The organism is Psychromonas algicola, from assembly GCF_004378355.1.
In the GTDB taxonomy this organism is placed as follows: Bacteria; Pseudomonadota; Gammaproteobacteria; order Enterobacterales; family Psychromonadaceae; genus Psychromonas.
The window spans coordinates 19,532-45,701 of sequence record NZ_SNUB01000015.1; the positions used below are offsets into that span (position 1 = coordinate 19,532).

Here is a 26,170-nt window from a genome sequence, read left to right on the forward strand (position 1 = left end):
AATATATAGCTATTTAAAGGGATTATTTATGCGTCAAAAAGTCGAATTCAAAAGTGGCAATCACACTTTGAGTGGATTGTTAGAAACACCAGAATCAAATGTTAAATTTTATGCCTTGTTTGCGCATTGTTTTACCTGTGGTAAAGATGTTGCTGCAGCATCTCGTATTAGTCGCGCACTAACAGCAAAGGGAATCGCGGTTTTGCGCTTTGATTTTACTGGTTTAGGCAATAGTGATGGTGACTTTGCAAACACTAACTTCTCTTCTAATGTGCAAGATCTCGTTGCTGCCGCTGACTTTTTACGTAAAGAATATCGCGCACCTAAGTTATTAATTGGTCATAGTTTAGGTGGTGCCGCTGTATTAGGCGTTGCAACGAAAGTACCGGAATCAGTTGCCGTTGTGACAATCGGCGCGCCATCTGATGCGGCACATGTTGCACATAACTTTGCAGCTCATATTGATGATATTGAAGCTCATGGTGAAGCTGAAGTTAACCTTGCAGGGCGAAAATTTAAAATTCAAAAACAATTCTTAGATGATATTAATAGCTATGGCAATAGTCATATTAGTAAGCTTAAAAAAGCGCTACTAGTGATGCATTCTCCTATTGATAGCATTGTTAAAATCACCGAAGCGGAAAAAATATACCAATCTGCATTTCATCCTAAAAGTTTCGTTAGTTTAGATACCGCCGATCATTTATTAACCAATAAAAACGACGCTGAATATGCAGCCGATGTTATTGCCGCATGGGCAAGTCGATATGCATCAAGTGATACAGATGCCTACCAAAGCAAAGTGCCTAAAGGCCATGTTCTAGTAGAAGAGAAAGATCATAAATTTGCACAACACGTAAGTACTTCAAGCCACTATTGGTTAGCTGATGAACCGGTTAAAGTAGGTGGCAGTAATACTGGCCCAGATCCATACGAACATCTATTGGCTGGATTAGGCGCATGTACTTCCATGACCTTAAGAATGTATGCAGAGCGTAAAAAACTGCCGATAGAACATATCAAGGTTCAATTAACGCATACACGCAATTATCAAGATGATTGTAATAACTGCGAAGAAAAGAATGGCTTAGAAGCGATTGTACGTAACATTAGCTTTGTAGGTGATTTAGACGAACAACAAAAACAACGCTTCTTAGAAATTGCAGATAAATGCCCTGTGCATAAAACTCTGCATAGCAATGTAGCTGTCGTCAGTAAACTAGTAGAATAAAACTAAAAATATTTATTTTGAGTTTTATTCGTTATTGATCAACCTTATTATTGTTTTATTGCTAGATAATTAGGTTGATCAATATATTGTTAATATCAATAAGGTGATGGTGATGGATCTTAATTTTCTCTTAGAATATAACTTAGGTTTGATATTAGTAGGGTTCATTGGTGTTTGCTCGCTTGCGTTTTTATTACTTCAAGCCTTTTTTCATGATAAAAATATTGCGATTGTTGCGCTAGTTGGTTTACTTGCTAGTAGAGCATCGTTAATTTTTCCTGCAATTGTTTCCAATATTATTATCTTATGTACAGCTGTCATTAACCTTGTGTTTATCTCTCTTTTTTTAGTGAAACACTATAAAAGTAAATTTGTATTTATCCCCATTTTTTTAATGCTCATCTCTATGGTTGTTTTATTTCTTTTTGCTTCTTGAATTTAACCCATCACTGCTCGCTGTCTCGTTAACGTAAGTCTTTATTATAAGCTATGGTCTACACTATAAGAGTCGTTTTACACAAGTGTTTATTTTTATAGATTAATAATAGGTTTTCATCATGTTTGAATTACTTTACACAAGCCTTTCTCCTTCAGGATTAACTCATGCTGAATTGGTCGAGTTATTAGAAAGCGCAAGGTTAAAAAATAAGCTGCTTGGTATTACCGGCATGATGATTTATCACGAACGAGAGATCATGCAAATTCTAGAAGGTGAAAAAGAAGTAGTGGAAACTTTATTTCAAACTATTTTAGAAGATAACAGACACACTAGTGTTAATGTTTTTTATCAAGGTGATATAGAAGAGAGAGCTTTCTGCGGATGGTCGATGGCATTAAAACATTTAGACGATAAAGCAATTAAAATGATTGCCGTAGACTATGAGGGAAATGAACAAAAAGCTTCTGCGATAAGCATGTTAGTAGATAATCAAAATCGCGGTAAAAAAACATTTCTTTCCTTATTAGAAACTATTTAGTGGTACCAAGCCCCATAGTTCAAAAATAGCCTTGTCTAACAAATTGAAGGGTAAAAAAAAGCCCGAGAATAATAAATATTCTCGGGCTTTTTGTATTTCTAGCCAGTACTAACGAGCATCTTCACGCGGAGTGCGTTCATTTGCTTCACGTACTTTTAATGAACGTTCTTGGAATTCTTGTTCATTTAAAGCTTCAATAGCACGTGCTGCATCTTGCTCAGGCATTTCAACAAAACCAAAACCACGGCGTTTACCTGTGTGTTTGTCTTTCATTAAACGTACTGAAATAACTTTACCTTGTTCTGAAAATAATGTGCGGATAGCCATTTCGTTTGCACGGTAAGGTAAGTTACCTACATAGAGAGTTGTTGTTGCAAAATCACCTTCAGTTGCACTTGAAGCTGATGTTCCTTTACTTATGTGTGCGATTTGGATTGCAAAACCACTGATAACAGAACCAATTGCGAATAAAGCTGCACCGTTCAGATTGATTGGAAGTAAAGTAATGGCTGCAGCACCGATTAAAGCAACTGCAACAGAAAGCAACACTGGTGTGTTAGATTTCATAATTTAATAACCTCAAAAAATAATAAAAAGAAAAGAATTGAAAACGTAAGCGAAAATCCAAAACAGATTGAATTAAGCATACTAATATAGTGCTTTTGAGAATACAGGCTAACTCCTTGCCATGGATAATCCATTAAAAGCGTTACTATTGTATGTTAAAAAACTGTTTTAGCGTTAATAGATTACAACATCATGTTTAATCTTGTTCAACAAAAGTTGGAAATGTGAAGCAAACCACGCTGTTTGTGATTGAATTATGAACATTTAGTGCCTTTTTTGTGTCCAAGTTTTTAAAAAACTGAAAAAGTGAATGATTTATCTCGGCTAAATTTTAAACATTAAAGACGCTATAAATACATTATTGTTACAATTATGTTATTTGATGGTCGCTAAAAAAGACATTTTATAGTGATAAAATGATCTATTTACTTGGTTTAAATGAAGGATTGTGGATTACAATGTTCAAACTTTTTATCTACAATCCGTTGGCCTCATAACCTACTAAATTTTACACCTTACAAGATAACGGGGATAAGCGTTTAAAGATGGCGATTAAAACAGAAATTCGCTAGAATGCACGGCAATTAAGATGCGTAAAATAGGCGCGTTAACACTAGACATCAAAAATAAGCATCAAAATAGCTAAAAACTTCTATAAATGTAGTTAAGCAGATGGTTCTTAATAACTTCTTAAGTTGTCTGCAATACACATATAGTCACTAAAAAGGTATTTATAGTATTCATGAAAAATATTCGTAACTTTTCAATCATTGCTCATATCGACCATGGTAAATCAACCTTGTCAGATCGTTTAATCAGTACTTGTGGTGGGTTGACTGAGCGCGAAATGGAAGCGCAAGTAACTGATTCTATGGATATTGAGCGAGAACGTGGTATCACGATCAAAGCACAAAGTGTTACTTTGGATTATAAAGCAAAAGATGGTGAAACTTATCAGCTTAACTTTATCGATACGCCGGGACACGTGGATTTTTCATACGAAGTATCGCGTTCTTTAGCCGCTTGTGAAGGTGCCTTATTGGTTGTTGATGCCGGACAGGGTGTTGAAGCGCAAACATTAGCAAACTGTTACACAGCATTAGAGATGGATCTGGAAGTGGTTCCTATCTTAAATAAAATCGACTTACCAGCTGCTGAACCTGATCGCGTTGCAGAAGAAATTGAAGACATTGTAGGTATTGATGCAACAGAAGCTGTTCGTTGTTCTGCGAAAACAGGTTTAGGTATCGACTTAGTTTTAGAAGAAATCGTACGCATGATTCCGCCACCAGAAGGTGACCTTGATGCACCTCTACAGGCGTTAATTATTGATTCGTGGTTTGATAACTACCAAGGTGTTGTTTCATTAGTGCGTATTAAACACGGCCAAATTAAAGTTGGCGATAAAATGAAAGTGATGACTACTGGTCAAGTTCATTTAGTGACTAAAGTGGGTTACTTTACGCCAAAACAAAAAGAAACAGGTATCTTAAAAGCAGGTGAAGTAGGTTATGTTATTTCCGGCATCAAAGATATTTTAGGTGCGCCAGTAGGGGATACATTAACATTAGCGGATAATCCATCACCTAAAGCTTTACCTGGTTTTAAACGTGTTCAACCGCAAGTGTATGCTGGATTATTCCCAGTGAGTTCTGATGACTATGAGAACTTCCGTGATGCATTGGGTAAACTAAGCATTAATGATGCTTCATTATTATATGAACCAGAGAATTCATCTGCATTGGGATTTGGTTTCCGTTGTGGTTTCCTTGGTTTACTACACATGGAAATTATCCAGGAACGTTTAGAGCGAGAGTATGATATTGACTTGATCACAACTGCTCCGACTGTAATTTATGAAGTTGAACAAAATAATGGTGAAGTAGAGTACGTTGATAGCCCTGCTAAATTACCACCAACGAACAATATTAAAGAGATCCGTGAGCCAATTGCAGAGTGTAATATTTTAGTACCACAAGATTATTTAGGGAATGTTATAACCTTATGTATCGGTAAACGTGGCGTACAAACTAAAATGGCTTATCACGGCAAACAAGTTGCATTGACTTATGAAATTCCAATGGGTGAAGTGGTATTGGATTTCTTTGATAGATTAAAATCTACAAGTCGTGGTTATGCCTCACTTGAATATAACTTTAGCCGTTTTCAGTTGGCTGATATGGTGCGTGTTGATGTCATGATCAATGGCGATCGTGTTGATGCATTAGCTTTAATCACGCACCGAGATAACTCAGAATCTTACGGACGAGATTTAGTTGAAAAAATGAAAGATTTGATCCCTCGTCAAATGTTTAATATTGCGATACAAGCAGCGATTGGGAGTAAAATCATTGCACGTTCAACAGTTAAGCAATTAACTAAAAACGTATTAGCAAAATGTTATGGTGGCGATATCAGCCGTAAGAAAAAACTATTGAAGAAACAGAAAGAAGGTAAAAAACGTATGAAGTCTGTAGGTAATGTAGATGTGCCTCAAGAAGCGTTCTTAGCTGTACTTCATATCGGCAAAGATTAGACATTTCTAAACACTAACAATACTTAAGTTAGTGATGAAATAAAAATTAATGCGCAGGTTGGTTAACTTGCGCATTTTGTGTTTTAAACGAGTCATATTAGTTAAGCGTAATGAATACTTGTGCGGTCACCTCATGAGCGAATCAAAGTAATTAAGTAATCTGATTTAAAAAATTAATAGGAAATAAAATGGCAAATACATTTGCATTAATCTTAGTCATCTTGACCATTACAACTGGCTTTGTTTGGGTTTTAGATAAAATTAAATGGGCTAAAAAGCGTAAACAAGCCTATGCAGATTTACGTGCGCGCTCTGAAATTGAATTAGATGATAAAACGCTCGCAAAAATGGTTCCAGAAAATCCAATTGTTGAAAATGCTCGTGGGTTATTCCCAGTGATTGCTGTTGTTTTTATTTTGCGTTCGTTTATTTATGAACCTTTTCAAATTCCATCTGGCTCGATGATGCCAACATTATTGGTGGGGGATTTTATATTAGTTGAAAAGTTTTCATACGGAATAAAAGAACCTGTATGGCAAACAACCTTGATTCCTACTGGGCATCCTAAAAGAGGTGATGTTGCTGTGTTTAAATACCCTGAAGATCAACGTATTGATTTTATCAAGCGTGTTGTTGGTTTACCGGGTGACCGAGTGGTTTATAAAGATAAACAATTATATTTAATTCCTGCTTGTAATGAAGCCAAGTGTGGTGATTATAAAGCGCTTGATATGAGTTTCATAGGTGATGAGAACTTCAAACACGAAAGTGACACTATGCAAGTGTATACAGAAACATTGGGCGAAGCTGAACATCAGTTATTAATTAACCCAAAACGTAGAGAACCGGTAAATGCTTACTATCAGCAGTCAGATGTAAATACTTATGCCTATGAATGGGTTGTGCCTGAAGGTAATTATTTCGTGATGGGAGATAACCGTGACAATAGCCGCGATAGTCGTTTCTGGGGATTTGTTCCTGAGCGCAATTTAGTCGGTAAAGCGGTTGCTAAATGGATAAGTTTTGAATTTGAAAATGGTGCGGATAGCTTCTTACCAAGCTGGATCCCATCAAATGTGCGTTTCGAACGTATAGGTAGTATTAAATGAACATTAAAGAAGAAGAGTTAAAACGTTTAGAAAAAAGAATTGGTTACCAGTTTTCAGATTTTTCGTTGTTAAAACAAGCCTTAACGCATCGTAGTGCTTTAGGTTTACATAATGAACGCTTAGAATTTCTGGGTGATTCTATTTTAAGTTTTGTTATTTCCACTGATTTATATGCTCGCTTTCCAAAAGTAGATGAAGGTGATTTAAGCCGTATGCGTGCCACTTTAGTGTGTGGGAAAATGCTATCGGAAGTGGGACGAGAGTTTGTGCTAAGTGATTGTTTGATCTTAGGTCCTGGTGAATTAAAAAGTGGTGGATTCCGCCGTGATTCAATTATTGCAGACGGCGTCGAAGCCATTATTGGTGCTGTTTTCTTAGATTCTGATATTGATACAGTTAATAAACTAGTATTAAGTTGGTTTGATAGTCGTTTAAATACAATTAAACCAGGCATTAGCCAGAAAGATCCTAAAACACGTTTACAAGAACATTTACAGTCACGTAAACAAGCATTACCTGTTTACGAAGTGCTTGATGTAAAAGGTGAAGCGCATAATCAACAGTTCACTATGAGCTGCGAGATTGAAGGTATGGAAAAAGTGCAAGGTAAAGGTACAAGTCGTCGTAAAGCAGAACAAATTGCTGCAGAAGCAATGTTAACTGCCTTGTTAGGTGAGCAATAATGTTTTCAACTAACAACTTGACTGTTTTAAACTTAACTATCATCTATTTAGGAGCTAAATAATGACACAAAAATGTGGCTTAGTCGCAATCGTCGGGCGTCCTAATGTAGGTAAGTCGACACTTATTAATGCACTGCTTGGACAAAAAGTAAGTATTACTTCTCGTAAAGCGCAAACAACGCGTCACCGTATTTTAGGTATTGATACCGATGGTGATTATCAAACTGTGTTTGTTGATACACCGGGATTACATATCGAAGAAAAACGTGCCATTAACCGTTTAATGAATCGTGCTGCATCCAGTTCAATTAACGATGTTGAAATGATCGTATTTGTTGTGGAAGGGACGCATTGGACTGCCGATGATGAAATGGTATTGAAAAAATTTGAATACCTAAAATGTCCTGTGGTTTTGGCTGTGAACAAAATTGATAACGTTGAAGATAAAGAGCTGTTATTACCGCACCTACAAAAAATAGGTAAGCTTTACAATTTCGCTCATATTTTACCTATGTCAGCTAAGTCAGGTGATAACGTTGAAAAAATACGTGAATGGTCAAAAGCGGTATTGCCTGAATCGGAGTTTTATTTTCCGGATGATTACATTACCGACCGTTCTTCTCGTTTTATGGCGTCAGAGATTGTTCGTGAAAAATTAATGCGCTTTTTAGGCGATGAATTACCGTATTCTGTGACTGTTGAAATAGAACAGTTTAAGCAAAAAGCGAATGGTTTATTACATATTAATGCATTGATTTTGGTTGAGCGTGATGGTCAAAAACGTATGGTTATTGGTAACAAAGGCGAAAAATTAAAAGCCATTGGCAAACAAGCCCGTATTGATATGGAAGAGTTATTTGATGCAAAAGTCTTTTTAGAGATTTGGGTTAAAGTGAAATCAGGTTGGGCTGATGATGATCGAGCATTACGCTCATTAGGTTACGGCGATGATTATAGCGGCTAATCGTAACTAGTTAGCTTTTAGAACACTAACATTTAAGCGGCGTTTATTATGTCAATAGAGTGCCACAATGCATTTATACTACATCGCCGTCCTTACGGAGAAACAAGTCAAATCGTCGATTTGTTTTGTCAGGATGTAGGAAAAGTGAGTTTAGTTTTTAAAGGAGGGCGAAGCAGTACGCGAATGAAACGCGGTATGGCTCAGCCTTTTACATTATTACTGGCAAGTTACTTTGGTCGTGGCAGTTTAAAAACCGTTAAGTCGCTAGAGGCACAAACACAAGTTGTCCCTCTACATGGCCAACGTTTATATATTGCTATGTATATTAATGAATTATTATATCGCCTGCTACAAGCAGAAACGGCCTGCGACGGCCTGTTTGAATGTTATCAAAAAACATTAATTAGCATTGCACGCGATCAAGACCCACAAAAATCATTACGTTTATTTGAATTAACATTATTAGAAACATTGGGTTACGGCATTAATTTTGATCGTGATGTTTATAGTGATCAAGTGATCGAATCTGGTTTTGAATATCAATATAAACAACAACTTGGTTTTTTTGCAAAACAAGCTATCTGTAATCCTAAACAGGTTTATGATGGGCAAGATATTATCAATTTATCTCAACGTGAACTCGATAGTGAAGCAACATTAAAAATGGCTAAACGCTTTTGTCGTCAAGCGTTAGCTGAATTATTAGGTGATAAACCCTTGCATAGTCGTACTTTATTTGCAGCTGGTAAATAATTTAAATAACGAAGTCTATGCGGTTAACTAAAATAAACAGATAAATTAAGGAAAAAGCATGAGCAAAATTTTATTGGGCGTGAATATCGATCATGTTGCAACACTTCGTAATGCACGTGGTACATGTTATCCAGAGCCTGCACATTTAGCAGCTGTTGCTGAAACTTCTGGTGCCGATGGCATTACTATTCATTTACGTGAAGATCGTCGACATATTCATGATCGTGATGTGGCTGTTTTAGCACAAACATTACAAACACGTATGAATCTTGAAATGGCTGTGACCGAAGAAATGGTTGAAATTGCTATTCAAACTAAACCTACCTTTGTCTGTTTGGTGCCTGAAAAGCGTGAAGAATTGACAACAGAAGGTGGATTAGATGTGGTCGGCAATTACGATAAAATTGCTGATGCTGTTAATCGTTTGAATGCCGCTAATATTCAAGTGAGTTTGTTTATTGATCCCGAAGCCGATCAAATTGATGCTGCCGTTAAAATGAAAGCCGCTTATGTTGAATTACATACAGGTCAGTATGCAGATGCTGAAAGCGATGAAATTCAAGAAGCTGAATTAGCACGTGTGGCTAAAGCAGCTACTTATGCACAACAAGCTGGCATTAAAGTTAATGCCGGTCATGGTTTGAATTATCATAATGTAAAACCGATTGCAGCCTTGCCTGAAATTATCGAATTAAATATTGGTCATGCCATTGTTGCACGTGCTTTAGTTGATGGTTTTGCAACCGCAGTCAGTGAAATGAAACGTTTAATGGTTGAAGGTCGAAACCATAGCCTTTAATTCATGTTGTTAGCCACTCTAATGAGTGGCTAATCTTCATATCTATATTTTCCCGCTAGAGGTGTCCGTTGAGTTCAGCATCTTATATTGAACAGTTACGTAACCAATTTCCTATTTTAGATCAGCACGTTAATGATCACCCTTTGGTGTATCTTGATAACGCCGCAACAACACAAAAACCACAATCCGTTATTGATGCTATTTGCGATTATTACCTACACAGTAATGCTAATGTGCATCGCGCTAGCCATGCATTAAGTAATCGCTCAACACAATTGTTTGAAGCAAGCCGTGAGAAAGTGAAGTCATTTCTGAATGCTCAGCGTTCTGAAGAAATTATTTGGACCAAAGGCACAACGGAAGGCATTAATTTGTTAGCTAATGTGTTTGCTGAACAATTAACTGCGGGCGATGAAATCATCATTAGTGCGCTAGAGCACCATGCGAATATCGTTCCATGGCAATTACTTGCATCAAAAACGGGGGCTGTTATTCGAGTTGTTCCGCTGGCTTCTGAGCAGACTCTAGATATGCAAGCGTTTCAACGTTTGTTAAATGTAAAAACTAAACTTGTCTCTATTGCGCATGTGTCTAATGCATTGGGCATTATCAATCCTATAAAAGACATTACCGAATTAGCACATCAACAGGGAGCGAAAGTCATTATTGATGGTGCTCAAGCCGTTGCGCATCTCGCTGTAGATGTGCAACAACTTGATTGTGATTTTTATCTTTTCTCTGGTCATAAATTGTTTGCACCTACGGGAGTTGGCGTTTTATATGGAAAGTATGATTTATTAAATAAGCTTCCTGTCTGGCAGGGCGGGGGAGAAATGATTAAAAGCGTAAGTTTTGAAGAAACAACTTACAATGAACTCCCTTTTAAATTCGAAGCAGGAACACCTAATATTTCAGGAGTCATCGCTTTAGGTGCTGCCATTGATTTCGTTAATGATTTAAATAGAAACGTATGTGAAGAGTATGAAAAAAAATTACTCGAGTATACTGAAAATGCATTGAATCAAATAGCAGAGGTAACTGTGTTAGCTAATGGGGTAGCTAAGTCTGGTGCAATTAGTTTTATTGTCAATGGTGAACATAGTGCTGATATTGCTATGTTACTAAATGCACAGGGCATAGCTGTTAGAAGTGGCGCACATTGCGCGATGCCTTTAATGCAACACCTTCATTGTAATGGCACGGTTCGCGTGTCTTTTTCAGTTTATAATACGCTTGATGAAGCGAAAGCTTTTATATCATCATTAAATAAAGTCATTGAGTTGTTAGTTGATTAACTCATCAGCTAACTTATTTCATCTTTTAATTGTTTAATTTTATCGTGTTACGGAAACCAATATGTCAGCTAATCTAACTCAGTTATTATCTATTATGGAACAATTAAGAACGCCTGAAACAGGTTGCCCATGGGATTTAAAGCAAACCTTTGATAGTGTGGTGCCACATACTATTGAAGAAGCTTATGAAGTCGCTGATGCCATTGCGAATAAAGATTTTGATGATCTTAAAGGTGAGTTAGGTGATTTATTGTTTCAGGTTGTTTTTTACGCGCAAATGGCCAAAGAAAAAGGCTTATTTGAGTTTGATGATATTTTAGAAGTCTTAAATGAAAAGTTAATTCGTCGCCATCCGCACGTATTCGCGTCTTCTGAATTTACAAGCGATGAAGAGATAAATGCGAATTGGGAAGCAGAGAAAGAAAAAGAACGCCTTAAAAAAGCCAAATCACTGAATGTGGAAGAAAGTATTTTAGATAACATTCCATTAGCGTTACCCGCAATGACACGCGCTTACAAAATTCAAAAACGTGCAGCCAGTGTCGGCTTTGATTGGACTGAATTGGAGCCTGTGATTGCTAAGATTCATGAAGAAATTGATGAAGTGTTGGTAGAAGTTAAACGAACGGATTTAAATGAAGCAGATCAAAAAGCACGTATTGTTGACGAGCTAGGGGATTTATTGTTTGCTAACGTGAATCTTGTTCGTCACTTAAAGGCTAATCCAGAGCAAGTGTTAAACCAAGCTAATCATAAGTTTTCAGATCGTTTCCGTTTGGTAGAAAAGCAAGTTAAATCCCTAGGAAAGGAAATGGGAGAGTGTACTTTAAATGAGTTAGATGCAATCTGGAATGAGATTAAAAAGAAATAAATTGAGCGGTGTGAATTTAAGATATTGAATTCCTTTATGGATAGCGAATAAAAGCAGTTTATTAGCAATAAACTACTTTTATTGTTTGTCGAAAATTACAGTGCTTGTTATACTATTGTCCCATCTAAATGTTCAATTTTCTCCATTTTGATAAAGCGGTCACATTTCAATACTCATACTTCACTTATTGATAAGCTGAAGTTTTTTGCTGTGAAACGTTTTTATTAATGGCGAGATTAGCACTCTTATTCTCATTGTTAATGGCTCAGGGTTATTATGACAACAAAATATATATTCGTAACAGGTGGCGTAGTTTCATCCCTTGGTAAAGGTATTGCTGCAGGCTCTCTTGCTGCAATTTTAGAAGCGCGTGGTTTAGATGTAACTATTCTAAAGCTTGACCCGTATATTAATGTAGACCCAGGTACAATGAGCCCAACTCAGCATGGTGAAGTATTTGTAACCGACGATGGTGCTGAAACCGATCTCGATTTAGGCCATTACGAACGCTTTATTCGTACCAAAATGACTAAGCGTAATAACTTTACAACGGGACGTATTTACTCTGATGTATTAGCTAAAGAACGTCGTGGTGATTACTTAGGTGCAACGATTCAGGTGATTCCTCACATTACCAATGAAATTCAAGCTCGTGTTATTGCTGGCGGTGAAGGCCATGATGTTGCGATCGTTGAGCTTGGCGGAACTGTGGGTGATATTGAATCACAACCTTTCTTAGAAGCTATTCGTCAATTAGGGCTTAAAGTCGGTCCTCAAAATGCGATGTATATGCATTTAACCTTGTTACCTTATTTAAAAACTGCGGGTGAAGTGAAAACTAAACCAACACAACATTCTGTAAAAGAGTTACGCAGCTTAGGTATTCAACCAGATATTCTTATTTGTCGTAGTGAAGTCAGCTTCCCTGCAAATGAACGTGCTAAAATTGCATTGTTCTGTAATGTTCAAGAAAAATCAGTGATTTCATTACGTGATGTTGATTCTATTTACAAAATCCCTGCGTTATTAAAACAGCAAGGGTTAGATCAAATTTGTGTTGAGCGCTTTGGGTTAGATTGTCCTGAAGCAGACTTAAGCGAATGGGAAAAAGTAGTTTCTGAAGAAGCGAACACAACCAGCGAAGTTATTATCGGTATGGTTGGTAAATATATTGAATTACCAGACGCATACAAATCAGTGAATGAAGCATTAAAACATGGCGGCTTAAAAAGCGCAGCCTCAGTGAAGATTAAATATATCGATTCACAAGATGTAGAGATCAAAGGCGTCTCGATTCTAGAAGGGGTTGATGCTATCTTAATCCCTGGTGGATTTGGTGAGCGCGGTGTCGAAGGTAAAATTCTTGCGGCACAATATGCTCGCGAAAATAAAATTCCATACTTAGGCATTTGTTTAGGTATGCAAGTGGCATTGATTGAGTTTGCACGTAATGTAGCTGGCCTTAATCATGCACATTCAACAGAATTCCAAGTGGATTGTGAGCAACCTGTTGTTGGTTTGATTACTGAATGGATTGATAAATCAGGTGAAGTTGAATTACGTACTGAAAATTCAGATCTTGGTGGGACGATGCGTGTTGGTTCGCAGAAATGTCACTTAGAAGAAGGATCTAAAGTATTAGAGATGTATGGCAGCAAAGAAATTTTTGAGCGTCATCGTCATCGTTACGAAGTTAATAACAATTTATTACCTATTCTGAAAAAAGCAGGATTACAGGTGACAGGGTTATCTGAAGATAAAAAGTTAGTTGAAATTATTGAAAACCCAAATCATCCTTGGTTCGTTGCTGCGCAATTCCATCCGGAATTCACTTCAACACCACGTGATGGTCATCCATTGTTCAAAGGGTTCATAAAAGCTGCGATAGATCATCAAGAAGGTCGTTTTTCATAGTTTTTATTGACCAGATAACATTAGTTTGTTAAAAAATTACCCAATAAAAAGGTTGCCGCTTTATATGGCAACCGATACAAGCATTTTTAAATTTTATTTTTACTAAAACAAAGGAAAAATCATGTCAAACATAGTTAAAGTACTTGGTCGTGAAATCATGGACTCACGTGGTAACCCAACTGTAGAAGCTGAAGTTCATCTTGCTGATGGTTCTATCGGTATGGCTGCTGCGCCTTCTGGTGCATCTACTGGTTCTCGTGAAGCACTTGAATTACGTGACGGCGACAAAGCACGTTACCTAGGTAAAGGTGTTCTTAAAGCTGTTGCTGCTGTAAACGGTCCAATCGCTGAAGCACTAGCTGGCAAAAGTGCATTAGCACAAGCTGAGCTTGACCAAATCATGATCGACCTAGACGGTACTGAAAACAAAGCTAAATTTGGCGCAAACGCTATCTTAGCTGTTTCACTAGCTGCTGCTAAAGCTGCTGCAATCTCTAAGAAAGTACCTCTTTACGCTCACATTGCTGACTTAAACGGTACTTCTGGTGTTTACTCTATGCCTCTTCCAATGATGAACATCATCAATGGTGGTGAGCATGCAGATAACTCTGTTGACATCCAAGAATTCATGATCCAACCTGTTGGCGCTGCAACGTTCCGTGAAGGTTTACGTATGGGTGCTGAAGTATTCCATAGCCTAGCTAAAGTACTTAAAGCTGACGGTCACTCAACTGCTGTTGGTGATGAAGGTGGTTTTGCTCCTAACCTAGCTTCAAACGAAGCTGCACTTGCTGCAATCAAAGTTGCTGTTGCAAATGCGGGTTACGAATTAGGTAAAGACATTACTTTAGCGATGGATTGTGCTGCATCTGAGTTCTACGACAAAGAAGCAAACATCTACGACCTTAAAGGTGAAGGTAAAAAATTCACTTCAGAAGAATTCAACTTCTTCCTTAAAGAGCTTACTGAACAATACCCAATCGTTTCTATCGAAGATGGTCTTGACGAGTCTGACTGGGATGGTTTCGCACACCAAACTAAACTTCTTGGCGATAAAATCCAATTAGTTGGTGACGATTTATTCGTAACAAACACTAAGATCCTTAAGCGTGGTATCGACAACGGTATTGCTAACTCAATCTTAATCAAATTTAACCAAATTGGTTCACTAACTGAAACGTTAGCAGCAATCAAAATGGCTAAAGACGCTGGTTTCACTGTTGTTATCTCTCATCGTTCAGGCGAAACTGAAGATGCAACAATTGCAGATTTAGCTGTTGGTACAGCTGCTGGCCAAATCAAAACGGGTTCATTAAGCCGTTCTGACCGTGTAGCTAAGTACAACCAACTTCTACGTATCGAAGAAGCGCTAGGTTCAAAAGCACCATACAATGGTCTTAAAGAAGTTAAAGGTCAGTAATTCTTTAAATAGAAACTAATTTTTAACGTTTAAGATTTAAATCCTCAACTTAGGTTGGGGATTTTTTTTTGCCTGCAATTCGTTTCAAAAGCACCTCTATTCAATTCAGTCTTAAAGCAATTAAAGGTCAGTAATTTGACTGGTGCTTAGCACCTCCATTAACTTCAGTCTTAAAGAAGTTAAAGGTCAGTAATATTTATTCTTAACTTCGGTTAAGTTAGATATTCTGCTTTAAAGCTTAAGATTATAAATCCTCAACTTAGGTTAGGGATTTTTTTTGCCTACAATCTTTTTCAAAAGCACCTCCATCACTTCAGTCTTAAAGAAGTTAAAGGTCAGTAATTCTTTAAATAGAAACTAATTTTTAACGTTTAAGATTTAAATCCTCAACTTAGGTTGGGGATTTTTTTTTGCCTGCAATTCGTTTCAAAAGCACCTCTATTCAATTCAGTCTTAAAGCAATTAAAGGTCAGTAATTTGACTGGTGCTTAGCACCTCCATTAACTTCAGTCTTAAAGAAGTTAAAGGTCAGTAATATTTATTCTTAACTTCGGTTAAGTTTAATATTCTACTTTGCTTTATGAATCCTCAACTTAGGTTGGGGATTTTTTTGCCTGCAATTCGTTTCAAAAGCACCTCTATTCAATTCAGTCTTAAAGCAGTTAAAGGTCAGTAATTCTTTAATTAGAAACTAATTTTTAACGTTTAAGATTTAAATCCTCGCTTCGGTGGGGATTTTTTTTGCCTACAATTCGTTTTAAAAGCACCTCTATTCAATTCAGTCTTAAAGAAGTTAAAGGTCAGTAATTCTTTAATTAGAAACTAATTTTTAACGTTTAAGATTTAAATCCTCGCTTCGGTGGGGATTTTTTTGCCTACAATTTGTTTCAAAAGCACCTCCATCACTTCAGTCTTAAAGCAATTAAAGGTCAGTAACTCTTTAATTAGAAACTAATTTTTAACGTTTAAGATTTAAATTCTCGCTTTGGTGGGGATTTTTACTTATCTTTGACTGATATAAAAATGCCACAGGTTAAGCAGCTCAAGACTCTCCTTTTTAGCTTTTAGAGTTAACTACCGATATCTTCTTGATAGCTCCAAGGGTAGAATGCCGTTTTTTATTTATTGAATGTTATCGAGGTGGTTGTGCCTTTTATTATTGATTTATTGGGTTGGACAAGTGTTTTCTTTTATATTCTATTACTCGTGTTCAATAGAATGAAAAATATGCGAGTGGCATCATTTCTTTCAGTTATCAATGATGTGATATGGGGTATTTTAATTGGTGTGATGCCTAAAGTTTTACTTAACTTAGTTGTAGGCAGTGTTAATTTATATCGTTATATTTGCGACTTTACTGAAGTGCCGGCCAATATAGTTCGTTTGATATTAGCGACTATGATTGCATTTCTACTTTATGCGACTTACTTTTCTATTAATGATTATCTAGCAAACCCATCTCAAGGGCTTTTACTCACTTGGGTTGATTTTGCTATTATTTTAACTGCATTGAGTGTTAAGAATTTACGCCTATTCCAACTCTTTATGTTTTTGTCTGCCTTTGTTGGCGGATACGCTTATTATTTATTAGGCATTGAACAAATGCTTGTTATTAAAGCTATTGTTGGCTTGATTATGCTTCATAAGCTATTTATTAATCCTTTATTTCCTAAGCTTGAAAGTGTTCTTTTCTTCTGGAATAAGTGATTTTCTTAATATTTAAGAAGTTTCACTGACACTTAGCTTAAGTAGGTTGATTTTAATTTCTCTATGAATATGGGATGATTCACTTTTTAGATTGAGTTTAAACATCATGCGCTTACTGTTAATCACATTTATTTTTCTATTTGCCTTATTACAATATCATTTGTGGTTTGGCAAAAATGGATTACGAGATCACCGAGAATTAGAGCAAGAAGTTGAACTTGCTCTTTCCGGGAATGCTGAGTTGGTGACTCGAAACCAAGTTATGTTTTCTGAAATTGATAACCTTAAAACAGGTACGGATGCTGTCGAAGAGCGTGCCCGTAATGAACTGGGTTTGATTAAAGAAGGTGAAACTTTTTTCCGTATTGTGCCTAAAGAAGAAAATTAATATATGACGAAACCTTCTTTTTCAGTGGTTATACCCGCTGCTGGTATTGGTAAGCGAGTTGGAGCTGATATTCCCAAGCAATATTTATCTATCTTAGGTAAAACAATTATTGAGCATAGCCTACAGCCCTTTTTAGATCATGCTGAAATACAAAGGGTTATTGTGTCTATTGCTAAAAATGATCAATGGTTCAAATATTTAGCGATTTCTAAACACCCTAAGTTACAAATTGTAGAAGGGGGGAAAGAAAGAGTAGATTCAGTATTAAGTGCATTACAGCAATTACATGCAGATGACATCGTTTTAGTGCATGATGCCGCTAGGCCTTGTATTCAAAAATCTGATATTGATAAATTGATTACGCATGCAAAAAGTAATTCTTGCGGAGCTATGTTGGCGTATCGTGTTCGCGATACCATGAAAAGAAGCGACCATAATAAGCAAGTTAAAAGCACGGTTGATCGAGAGAATTTATGGCATGCGCTAACGCCACAATTGTTTAACAATCAAGCATTGATCCACGCAATAACAACAATACAAGATCAGCATTTAATAACCGATGAAGCTTCTGCTATAGAAATGTCAGGTGGTGATGTTGTTATTATTGAAGGTCGTAGTGACAATCTAAAAGTGACGCAATCAGAAGACTTGTTGCTTGCTGAATTTTATCTTTCTAATTTTTATTCTAAGGAAAAGAAATGATCCGAATTGGTCATGGTTATGATGTACATAAGTTTGGTGGTGAAGGTCCAATAACGCTTGCCGGTGTAAAAATTCCTTATATTCAAGGTTTGATTGCTCACTCTGATGGTGACGTTGTGATACACGCATTCTGTGATGCTATTTTGGGCGCTCTTGCCTTAGGCGATATTGGTCGTCATTTTCCTGATAATGATGATGCTTATAAAAATATTGATAGTAGAAAGCTACTGTTTGATGTTTATAAACTAGCAACAGAAAAAGGTTATCGCTTAGGTAACGCTGATATTACCATTATTGCTCAAGCACCTAAAATGGCGCCTTTTATAAATGATATGTGCACAGAGTTAGCGCGTGTATTAGACATAAAAGAAGGTGATATTAATGTTAAAGCGACAACTACGGAAGAATTAGGTCCAATGGGACGTAAAGAAGGGATCTCTACTCACGCTGTGGTGATCCTATTAAAGGATACTAAATGAGTGATAACACGATTGAAAAGGTTATCTATCCGCTAGATTTTAATTACTTATACGGTAAACCAACTTGCACCGCGCGATTTAAACAACACTGTGAAGACTTTAGAGTTGAAGAGTATTTAGACTTCGAATTAACAGGTGAAGGAGAGCATGTTTGTTTATGGGTTAAGAAAGTGGGGGAAAACACTGATTATCTCGCTCGTCAATTAGCTAAGTTCGCAGGTATTGCAGCAAAAAATGTAAGTTACGCGGGATTAAAAGATCGCCAAGCTGAAACTTACCAATGGTTTTCTTTATATATTCCAGGAAAAATTACGCCTGATTTTGATCAGTTTGAACTTGAAGGTGTCACAATACTCAAAGTGATTCGTCATAATAAAAAACTACGAACGGGTTGTTTATCTGGAAATAGTTTCGCTATCGTATTGCGAGAGGTTTCTGATAAAACAGAATTACAAGCAGCTTTAGATAAAGTCCAACATGGTGTGCCAAATTACTTTGGTAATCAACGTTTTGGATTTGATGGACATAATGTTAACGCCGCACTGCAGTTATTTAATGGACGAAAAATAAAAGATCGTTTTAAGCGCGGTATGTATTTAAGCGCGGCAAGAAGCTATCTATTTAACACTGTGATATCACAGCGTATTCAAGATAATTTACAATCAACACCATTATTAGGCGATTGTGTGCAGTTTGTTGCTAACCGTTCTTTCTTTCCCTTGCCGGATTTATCTGACTCAACAATGCAACGATTATCTTCTCGTGAAGTCTGTTTAACTGCGCCTTTATGGGGAGCGGGTGAATTAACATCGGCAGATGATGCCAAACAATATGAATTAAATTGTCTGCAACCCTTTGAAAACTTACAAGCAGGTCTTGCCAAAGAGGGCTTAAAACAAGAACGTCGTCCTTTATTATTAATACCTGAGAAGTTTAGTTATCAGTGGCTAGATGACGAATCTGTGAAAATCGAGTTTTATTTACCTTCTGGTTGTTATGCGACTAGTATTATTCGCGAACTCATAGAGGTAAACGCATGATGTTATTGATTAGTAATGATGATGGTGTATTAGCGCCTGGTTTGCTAGCTTTGCAACAACACTTGTGTCAAATTCACCAAATTGAGACCATGGTGGTTGCACCTGAGCGAAATCATAGTGGAGCAAGCAATTCGTTAACACTTGAGCAACCATTAAGAAAGCAAGCACTAGCAAATGGCTTTATTTCAGTGAATGGAACGCCTACTGATTGTGTGCACTTAGCATTAAATGAATTATGCCCTTATCCACCTCAGTTGGTTGTTTCTGGCATTAATGCTGGCGCTAATATGGGCGATGATGTTTTATATTCAGGCACCGTTGCTGCGGCAATGGAAGGGCGCTTCTTGGGGTTGCCTGCTGTGGCTGTTTCTTTAAATGGTACGAAGCATTATGAAACGGCGGCCATTTATGCAAAAAAAATAGTGGAAGGGCTACTTAAAACGTCGCTTCCACATCATCAAGTTTTGAATATCAATGTACCCGATTTACCGGTTGATCAAATCAAAGGCATTAAGATAACGCGTTTGGGTAAACGTCATAAAGCGGAAATGATTGAAAAAAGCATGGATCCAAGGGGGCGAGAAATATTTTGGGTCGGGCCTCCAGGCGAAATCGCTGATGCAGGCGAAGGAACTGATTTTCATGCTGTACAAACCGGGTATGTGTCAATAACCCCGCTTAAAGTTAATTTAACAGCATTAGAACAATTACCTGTATTAGAGAATTGGTTGAATACCTTATAGACGAAACTTATCGTTAAAATAAAAAGAGAGATTTAGTGAAAATATTTGCTCCCCTGTATAAAAAAGTAATGCTTTGGTCTGAACATAAATATGCGCCTTGGTATTTGTATTCTATGGCTTTTATTGAATCTATCTTTTGGCCTGTGCCTGTGGATATTATGCTTGCTCCTATGGCTTTATCTAAACCGCATCTTGCTTGGCGTTTTGCTTTCTGGTCCACTGTGTTTTCTGTCTTAGGTGGTGCAGTAGGTTATTATTTAGGGTATTTTTTATATGATCCTGTTGTGTTACCTTTTATCGAAATGATGGGGTATCAAGATAAAATGCTAACGGCTGAATCTTGGTTTGGGCAATGGGGAATACTTGTTATTTTTATTGCTAGCTTTACACCTATTCCTTTTAAAGTATTTACAGTTAGCGCTGGAATGATGGGCATGGTATTTGCTCCTTTTTTATTAACTGCGTTGGTTGGACGTGGATTACGTTTTTTCTTAGTCGCTGGTTTAATGGTATTAGGAGGCAAAAAAATGGAAGCAAAATTAAGTCAATATATCGATATTCTTGGTTGGGGGACAATAATTGCCGCTATTATTCTTTATCTGATCCTAAAGTATTAATTTAATTGTGAAAGCCTTACTACTCTTAACATTACTTTTCTTAACTGCATGTTCTTCAACGGAAGGGCGTGCCCCTGTCTATGATGCAATATCAAATAAAAGTAGTTCTGAAGGCAAAGTTGGCACACACATTGCTCGTACTAAAATAATAGGGCAAGACACTTATACGGTTCGTCCTGGTGATACTATGTATTCGATCGCTTGGCGTGCAGGTATAGATGTTAATGTATTGATTAAACGAAATAATATTAAAAAACCTTACACTATTCATACAGGTCAGGTTCTTAAGTTATATGAAAATAATCAAAAAACAGTTTCTAATTCACAAAATACAAAAAATCAAGGCTTAATAGGCTGCACAGCTCAAAGCTGCAAGAAAAAAACACAATCAAAGGTTGTTATAAAATCATCAAAAGAATATCCTGTTAAAGTAAGTGGTGAAAAAATAGTCAAAGAAGAGCGAGTTAATCAATCTGAGACTATTCAAAAAGTAACGGGGTGGAAATGGCCAAGTAAAGGGAAATTAACAAAGACCTTTGCAAATTCAGTTCAAGGGATGAAAGGAATATCCATTTCTAATACGCGTGGCACACCTGTTTATGCAGCGGCTTCAGGTAAGGTTGTTTATTCTGGAAGCGGGTTAAGAGGTTATGGGAACCTTATTATTATCAGGCATAACTATGACTATTTAAGTGCTTATGCACATAACGAAAAATTACTAATAAAAGAGAACGAACAAGTAAAAGTTGGTCAAAAAATAGCAATAATGGGTGATAGTGGTACAGACTCTGTCCGCTTACATTTTGATATTCGATATCGGGGCAAGTCAGTTGACCCCCTGCGTTATCTACCTAAACGACGTTGACCTTTGATTAGCTGCTACTTGTTTAAGTTTTTTGATAAGAAATATGGCTATTACAATAATAATATAACATCAAAATAATTAGAGCTTAGATAGGGAGCGTTAACCATGGTAGGAACAACCTCAATTAGTATAGATGACATTGAACTAGAAAATTATAGTCAAAGTGCAAACATCGATGGTGACGATCAAAATAACCAAGAGCTTGAAGTTATTGAAATCAACCCTCCTGCATTAAAAGTAGAAGAAGTTGAACGTTATGCCGTCAGTTCAGATTTGAAAACGATGGATGCAACGCAATTATATTTGGGTGAAATAGGTTACTCTCCTTTACTAACCGCTCCTGAAGAAATTTATTATGCGCGTCGCTCTTTACGTGGAGATGATGTTTCACGCAAACGTATGATTGAAAGTAATTTACGTTTAGTTGTAAAAATATCACGTCGTTATAACAATCGCGGTTTATCATTACTTGATTTAGTCGAAGAAGGAAACTTAGGCTTAATTAGAGCGGTGGAGAAGTTCGACCCAGAAAAAGGTTTCCGTTTTTCAACTTATGCAACTTGGTGGATACGTCAAACCATTGAACGCGCAATCATGAATCAAACTCGTACCATCCGCTTACCTATCCATATTGTGAAAAAATTAAACGTTTATTTACGTACTGCACGTGAATTAGCACACAAATTAACCCATGAACCCACTCCAGAAGATATTGCTAAAGAATTAGACGTTTCAGCTAAAGAAGTGTCTAAAATTCTAAAATTAAACGAACGTATTAGTTCCGTTGATACACCTATCGGCCATTCCTCTGACAAAGAGTTATTGGATATTATTCCAGACAGTAATGAATCAACACCAGAAAACGAATTACAAACTAATGATATGAAATTACGTATTATTGATTGGTTGGAAGATTTAAATCCTAAACAGCGTGAAGTATTAGCGAGACGGTTTGGTTTATTAGGGTATGAAGCCGCTACTTTAGAGAATGTAGGGAAAGAAATTGGTTTGACTCGAGAGCGTGTTCGCCAAATTCAAGTTGAAGCTTTAAAAACTCTACGTGAAGTTTTGTCTCAACAGGGTTTATCAATTGATTTATTATTTCAATATTAAACTTTAGGGCAGTATAGCTTATTCATTTAGAATAAAAAAACGCACTTTTAAGTGCGTTTTTTGGTTTAAGTTGATGCTTTATAACTAATTAATTTAGCTCACCTTGAGAGAAACTGAACGAAGGGTCAATTTCTCGTAACTCTCTAGCTAATAACAATTTAGCCTTCATTTCTTCAATTTCACGCCACTTTCTAGGTTTTGGCTGTCGTTTCGTCGCACTTAAATGCTGTTTATCGTTATTCATTTCTAAATCATTGAACTGGATCTCTTGCATGCTTGCTCCTTAGCTCTAATACTCAAAGTGTGTTTTAATACAAACACCTTAAAGTCATTAAGTGACATTTATATGACATTAATATTGTATTTCATCCAAGCAGTAACGATTTATTTGAACTATGATTAATTTCTGTTTTTTAACTTTTCAAGATAAATAAGTTAACAAAGTGTAAACATTATTTTGGTCTCCAGTATAAGGTTCTAATTTCATATGATATTACCGGCTAATTTCTTTACAACGCAATCAGTATTGGTTGTCGATGATATTGATACCATTCGCAGCGCCGTTAAAGGCATGTTGCAAATGCTAGGTTGTAAAGATATATCTACAGCGACTAATGGAGAACGCGCTTTAGAGGTTTGTAAGCATCATGAATTTGATTTTATTCTTTGTGATTTTAATTTAGGCAAAGGTAAAGACGGCTATCAATTATTTGAAGAATTAAAATTACGTAAGTTATTAAAAAACAATACGTTGTTTGTGCTTATTAGTGCTGAAACAGCAATACAGATTATCCATGGTATTGTTGAGCTTCAACCTGATGATTATCTACTAAAGCCCTTTTCCTATAAAAAACTAGAAAGTCGCTTAACTAAAGCATTAGAAAAACGCAAAGTATTGGGACTCATTTTCGATGCTGTAATGGCTAATGATTATCAAGGAGCGCTAGAAGCTTGCGATACCATTACTAAACTACACCCTAAGTATGCGATGGCTGTAATGCGCCTTAGAGCGGAAGTGTTTATCAAGTTAGGTCGCTATCAAGAAGCGTCTATATTATATGATACTGCTTTAGTGACTCGAGAATTTGGTTGGGCGAGGTTAGGTAAAGCAATCACCTGTTATTACCTCAATGAATTACCTAAAGCGATTATTATATTAAAACAGCTCGCTGAAGTATTAGAGACCAGGGTAGAAGCTTTAAACTGGTTAGCAAATATTTTTGTTAAACAAAATCGACTGGAATTGGTAGAAGAAACGCTTATTGAATCAGTTAAAATTTCACCTAAAAATATACCTCGTCAACGTGCTTTGGCTAATTTCTCGGTTTTGAATGGGGATTGGGAAGTCGCGTTACGTTGTTTTAAAACGGTATTAACCAATACTCGTTTTTCAATTCATGAAAATATTGAGCATCATTTTAATTATGTCCATTGCTTAATAGATAAAGCACAAACAGAAAGTGAATTACAACGTGCTAAAATATTTTCTCAAGTCCAAGCCGTACTTAGAAATGCTAAAAACAGGTTTGATCCTACTATCTTCTCAGAATTAGAAAAAGTAGCTAATGCTCGTATAGCGGTATTACGAGATGTTTTACATGAAGCAAATGCAAGCCTTTTAGACTGTAGCCAAGAGATAGTGGTTAATTGTGGTAAAGATAGTATTTTACAATTAGCTAAAGCTTGGTTTGAGTTAGGTGATTATGAGCACTATGAAACCTTAATGAAGTTACTTCCTAAAGAATCTCCTAGCGAAAGTATAGAAAGTGTTAGCGAAATGCTACGCATTGAAAAAGCAAGTAAAGAAAGCAATGTTAAAATAGCTAAATTATTAGAGCTTAACCAACAAGGCCTTGCTCTTTACAAGAGTGGTTTATACCAAGCTTCTACAGCTGTATTTTTAGAAGCATTTCAGTTAGTGCCAAACAATTTACAACTTGCATTAAACTTAGCCCAATCTATTAGTAAAGGTTGGCCGTCCAATGAGACTTACTTACTTAAAAAAGTAACGATTAAACGTTGTGTGAATATTATTGAATCACAACCTCTACCATTAGAGAGACAGGTTAAAGCACGCTATGATTCTTTTGAGTATGATCTTAAAAAATTAATAGTTTAACGTGAGTATGTGGTAATACTTAATTTGCTATAGCCTTTGGGAGGAGAATGAGATTACTCATTATCAAAGGCTTTACCCTTTTTGAACTAATTATTTCTATTGCTATCATTAGCATTATTTCTATTATTGGTATTGCGTCATATCAACCTTTAATTGCTAACCAAGCGCTTTCCTATCGCGCTGATCAAATCTACTACACATTAAAACTCGCCCAATCAGAAGCTATTAAACGTAATAAAACTATCTATGTTCATTTTTGCCAGCAGCAGTCCGTGTGGAAAATGGGGATAAGTGAATCCTCACAATGCGATTGTTTTACCTATAATGCCTGCCAGTTAGATGGCATTGAAAAGGTGCAGAATTTAGCTGATGGTAGAACGTTATTTATTAACGAGGAAGCTATTACCTTTAGTGGAAATCAAGCTTCTTACAAAGCATTACGCTTTAAGGTTGAAATTGGCTCTATCACATTAACCAATAGTGAAAAAAAATCACTTTCTATTATTCAAAGTGGTAAGCGTTTAAGAGTTTGCGCACCAGGCATTGAAAAGTTGGGATATCCTCAATGTTAAAGCGTACAAATAAAACACTCGGATTTACCCTAGTTGAGTTGCTTATTTCTTTGCTATTGGGATCTCTTTTATTAGTTATGTTGATTGGTTTATACGTCAATAGCGTGTCGGCATCAGCTAAAGCACTTCAATTCTCAAGGTTACGTACTGAGCTTCAAGGAATGCTCGCTTTAATGGAAAGTGATATTCGTCGTGCGGGTTATGGCGGTAGTGAATACAGAGTGGGGAAAGACAGGAATAAGGTATTTGATATCCTCAACACAGAAACACAAAAATGCATTATTTATGCATATAATTATAAATTAGCTGAATCCATCAGTAGTTCTTATTTTATGGGCTTTCGTTATTCAACGGCCACAAAAAATTTGCAGTTTGGTAGCAAGGTGGATACACAAGCAATCAATTGTTTCAGTAGTGGATCTTGGGTTAAATTAAACGACCCTGATTTTTTAAAAATTACCTCATTAAGTTTTATTGAAAGTACTGCTGTGATTGGACAAACCACTAAGCGAAGTGTCGATATTGCTATTGCAGGAGAATTGACCACTAACAGTGATTATAAATACAAGGCAAAAATACGTGTGCAAGCACGTAATAGTGAATTGAATTAATAAAAAATGACCGTTATGATGATGAGTAAGTATGAACAACTAACTAGTTGATTTCTTTATTCCTATTTTTCTATTCTACTCATCTGGAAGTAATA

Annotated in this window: 27 protein-coding genes; 25 read left to right on the forward strand and 2 right to left on the reverse strand. The window is 36.4% G+C overall.

Annotation, left to right across the window (positions count from 1 at the left end):
• Nucleotides 1–28: 28 nt before the first annotated feature.
• From E2R67_RS09120 to E2R67_RS09130, 3 genes are all read left to right on the forward strand, one after another.
• Nucleotides 29–1,231: a bifunctional alpha/beta hydrolase/OsmC family protein gene (locus tag E2R67_RS09120; protein ID WP_134290641.1), complete on the forward strand. Its 1,203-nt coding sequence runs from the start codon at nt 29–31 to the stop codon at nt 1,229–1,231.
• 112 nt (nt 1,232–1,343) lie between these two features.
• A complete protein-coding gene (locus E2R67_RS09125; RefSeq protein ID WP_134290642.1) occupies nt 1,344–1,667 on the forward strand; it encodes a hypothetical protein in 324 nt (107 codons plus the stop codon).
• 121 nt (nt 1,668–1,788) lie between these two features.
• Complete coding sequence (locus tag E2R67_RS09130; RefSeq protein WP_166739351.1) at nt 1,789–2,208, forward strand: BLUF domain-containing protein; 420 nt, start codon at nt 1,789–1,791, stop codon at nt 2,206–2,208.
• 108 nt (nt 2,209–2,316) lie between these two features.
• Here E2R67_RS09130 and E2R67_RS09135 read toward each other — a convergent pair whose 3' ends face one another.
• On the reverse strand, nt 2,317–2,775 hold the full coding sequence (locus E2R67_RS09135) for an RNA recognition motif domain-containing protein (RefSeq protein WP_134290644.1): 459 nt from the start codon (nt 2,773–2,775) through the stop codon (nt 2,317–2,319).
• A 742-nt stretch (nt 2,776–3,517) separates the two neighbouring features.
• Between E2R67_RS09135 and lepA the strand changes: the two genes are divergently transcribed.
• The 19 genes from lepA to rpoS all read left to right on the forward strand — a co-directional run bounded on the left by lepA (nt 3,518) and on the right by rpoS (nt 22,773).
• On the forward strand, nt 3,518–5,311 hold the full coding sequence (gene lepA / locus E2R67_RS09140; RefSeq protein ID WP_134290645.1) for a translation elongation factor 4: 1,794 nt from the start codon (nt 3,518–3,520) through the stop codon (nt 5,309–5,311).
• 188 nt (nt 5,312–5,499) lie between these two features.
• On the forward strand, nt 5,500–6,420 hold the full coding sequence (lepB, locus tag E2R67_RS09145) for a signal peptidase I (RefSeq protein WP_134290646.1): 921 nt from the start codon (nt 5,500–5,502) through the stop codon (nt 6,418–6,420).
• Nucleotides 6,417–7,103, forward strand: coding sequence for a ribonuclease III (rnc, locus tag E2R67_RS09150; protein WP_134290647.1), 687 nt, complete (start codon nt 6,417–6,419; stop codon nt 7,101–7,103). Before lepB ends, rnc begins: the two co-directional genes overlap by 4 nt.
• A 61-nt stretch (nt 7,104–7,164) precedes the next feature.
• Complete coding sequence (gene era / locus E2R67_RS09155) at nt 7,165–8,067, forward strand: GTPase Era (protein ID WP_134290648.1); 903 nt, start codon at nt 7,165–7,167, stop codon at nt 8,065–8,067.
• Nucleotides 8,068–8,115: 48 nt separating this feature from the next.
• The gene (gene recO, locus E2R67_RS09160; protein ID WP_134290649.1) at nt 8,116–8,820 is read left to right on the forward strand and encodes a DNA repair protein RecO; all 705 of its coding nucleotides are present in this window, start codon (nt 8,116–8,118) and stop codon (nt 8,818–8,820) included.
• A gap of 58 nt (nt 8,821–8,878) precedes the next feature.
• Nucleotides 8,879–9,619, forward strand: a complete 741-nt coding sequence (gene pdxJ / locus E2R67_RS09165; protein WP_134290650.1) for a pyridoxine 5'-phosphate synthase — start codon at nt 8,879–8,881, stop codon at nt 9,617–9,619.
• Nucleotides 9,620–9,687: 68 nt separating this feature from the next.
• A complete protein-coding gene (locus E2R67_RS09170; protein WP_134290651.1) occupies nt 9,688–10,914 on the forward strand; it encodes an aminotransferase class V-fold PLP-dependent enzyme in 1,227 nt (408 codons plus the stop codon).
• A gap of 61 nt (nt 10,915–10,975) precedes the next feature.
• Nucleotides 10,976–11,785 carry a nucleoside triphosphate pyrophosphohydrolase gene (mazG, locus tag E2R67_RS09175; RefSeq protein ID WP_134290652.1) on the forward strand — a complete coding sequence of 270 codons (810 nt, stop codon included), beginning with the start codon at nt 10,976–10,978 and terminating at the stop codon, nt 11,783–11,785.
• A 276-nt stretch (nt 11,786–12,061) separates the two neighbouring features.
• Nucleotides 12,062–13,699, forward strand: coding sequence for a CTP synthase (gene pyrG, locus E2R67_RS09180; protein ID WP_134290653.1), 1,638 nt, complete (start codon nt 12,062–12,064; stop codon nt 13,697–13,699).
• A 121-nt stretch (nt 13,700–13,820) separates the two neighbouring features.
• A complete protein-coding gene (gene eno, locus E2R67_RS09185) occupies nt 13,821–15,119 on the forward strand; it encodes a phosphopyruvate hydratase (protein ID WP_134290654.1) in 1,299 nt (432 codons plus the stop codon).
• Nucleotides 15,120–16,265: 1,146 nt separating this feature from the next.
• On the forward strand, nt 16,266–16,826 hold the full coding sequence (locus tag E2R67_RS09190; protein ID WP_243836991.1) for a phosphopyruvate hydratase: 561 nt from the start codon (nt 16,266–16,268) through the stop codon (nt 16,824–16,826).
• Between the two features lie 106 nt (nt 16,827–16,932).
• Entirely contained in the window at nt 16,933–17,214 is a 282-nt protein-coding gene (gene ftsB / locus E2R67_RS09195; RefSeq protein ID WP_134290655.1) for a cell division protein FtsB, read from the forward strand.
• A 3-nt stretch (nt 17,215–17,217) separates the two neighbouring features.
• Nucleotides 17,218–17,916 carry a 2-C-methyl-D-erythritol 4-phosphate cytidylyltransferase gene (gene ispD / locus E2R67_RS09200; RefSeq protein WP_134290656.1) on the forward strand — a complete coding sequence of 233 codons (699 nt, stop codon included), beginning with the start codon at nt 17,218–17,220 and terminating at the stop codon, nt 17,914–17,916.
• On the forward strand, nt 17,913–18,395 hold the full coding sequence (gene ispF, locus E2R67_RS09205) for a 2-C-methyl-D-erythritol 2,4-cyclodiphosphate synthase (protein WP_134290657.1): 483 nt from the start codon (nt 17,913–17,915) through the stop codon (nt 18,393–18,395). Before ispD ends, ispF begins: the two co-directional genes overlap by 4 nt.
• Nucleotides 18,392–19,435 carry a tRNA pseudouridine(13) synthase TruD gene (truD, locus tag E2R67_RS09210; RefSeq protein ID WP_134290658.1) on the forward strand — a complete coding sequence of 348 codons (1,044 nt, stop codon included), beginning with the start codon at nt 18,392–18,394 and terminating at the stop codon, nt 19,433–19,435. Before ispF ends, truD begins: the two co-directional genes overlap by 4 nt.
• Nucleotides 19,432–20,178: a 5'/3'-nucleotidase SurE gene (surE, locus tag E2R67_RS09215; protein ID WP_134290659.1), complete on the forward strand. Its 747-nt coding sequence runs from the start codon at nt 19,432–19,434 to the stop codon at nt 20,176–20,178. Before truD ends, surE begins: the two co-directional genes overlap by 4 nt.
• A 35-nt stretch (nt 20,179–20,213) precedes the next feature.
• Nucleotides 20,214–20,795 carry a YqaA family protein gene (locus tag E2R67_RS09220; RefSeq protein ID WP_166739352.1) on the forward strand — a complete coding sequence of 194 codons (582 nt, stop codon included), beginning with the start codon at nt 20,214–20,216 and terminating at the stop codon, nt 20,793–20,795.
• A 7-nt stretch (nt 20,796–20,802) separates the two neighbouring features.
• Nucleotides 20,803–21,660: a peptidoglycan DD-metalloendopeptidase family protein gene (locus E2R67_RS09225; protein ID WP_243836992.1), complete on the forward strand. Its 858-nt coding sequence runs from the start codon at nt 20,803–20,805 to the stop codon at nt 21,658–21,660.
• A gap of 105 nt (nt 21,661–21,765) precedes the next feature.
• The gene (rpoS, locus tag E2R67_RS09230) at nt 21,766–22,773 is read left to right on the forward strand and encodes an RNA polymerase sigma factor RpoS (RefSeq protein ID WP_134290661.1); all 1,008 of its coding nucleotides are present in this window, start codon (nt 21,766–21,768) and stop codon (nt 22,771–22,773) included.
• 88 nt (nt 22,774–22,861) lie between these two features.
• Here the strand turns inward: rpoS and E2R67_RS09235 are convergent, their stop codons facing one another.
• A complete protein-coding gene (locus E2R67_RS09235) occupies nt 22,862–23,047 on the reverse strand; it encodes a DUF3545 family protein (RefSeq protein ID WP_134290662.1) in 186 nt (61 codons plus the stop codon).
• Between the two features lie 213 nt (nt 23,048–23,260).
• On the opposite strand from E2R67_RS09235, the gene E2R67_RS09240 reads away from it, so the two are divergent.
• From E2R67_RS09240 to E2R67_RS09250, 3 genes are read left to right on the forward strand one after another with little or no spacing between them, the layout of a single operon-like run.
• Nucleotides 23,261–24,892, forward strand: a complete 1,632-nt coding sequence (locus tag E2R67_RS09240) for a response regulator (protein WP_134290663.1) — start codon at nt 23,261–23,263, stop codon at nt 24,890–24,892.
• Nucleotides 24,893–24,939: 47 nt separating this feature from the next.
• A complete protein-coding gene (locus E2R67_RS09245; protein WP_134290686.1) occupies nt 24,940–25,464 on the forward strand; it encodes a GspH/FimT family pseudopilin in 525 nt (174 codons plus the stop codon).
• The gene (locus E2R67_RS09250) at nt 25,458–26,075 is read left to right on the forward strand and encodes a prepilin-type N-terminal cleavage/methylation domain-containing protein (protein WP_134290664.1); all 618 of its coding nucleotides are present in this window, start codon (nt 25,458–25,460) and stop codon (nt 26,073–26,075) included. Before E2R67_RS09245 ends, E2R67_RS09250 begins: the two co-directional genes overlap by 7 nt.
• The last annotated feature ends 95 nt before the right edge of the window (nt 26,076–26,170 follow it).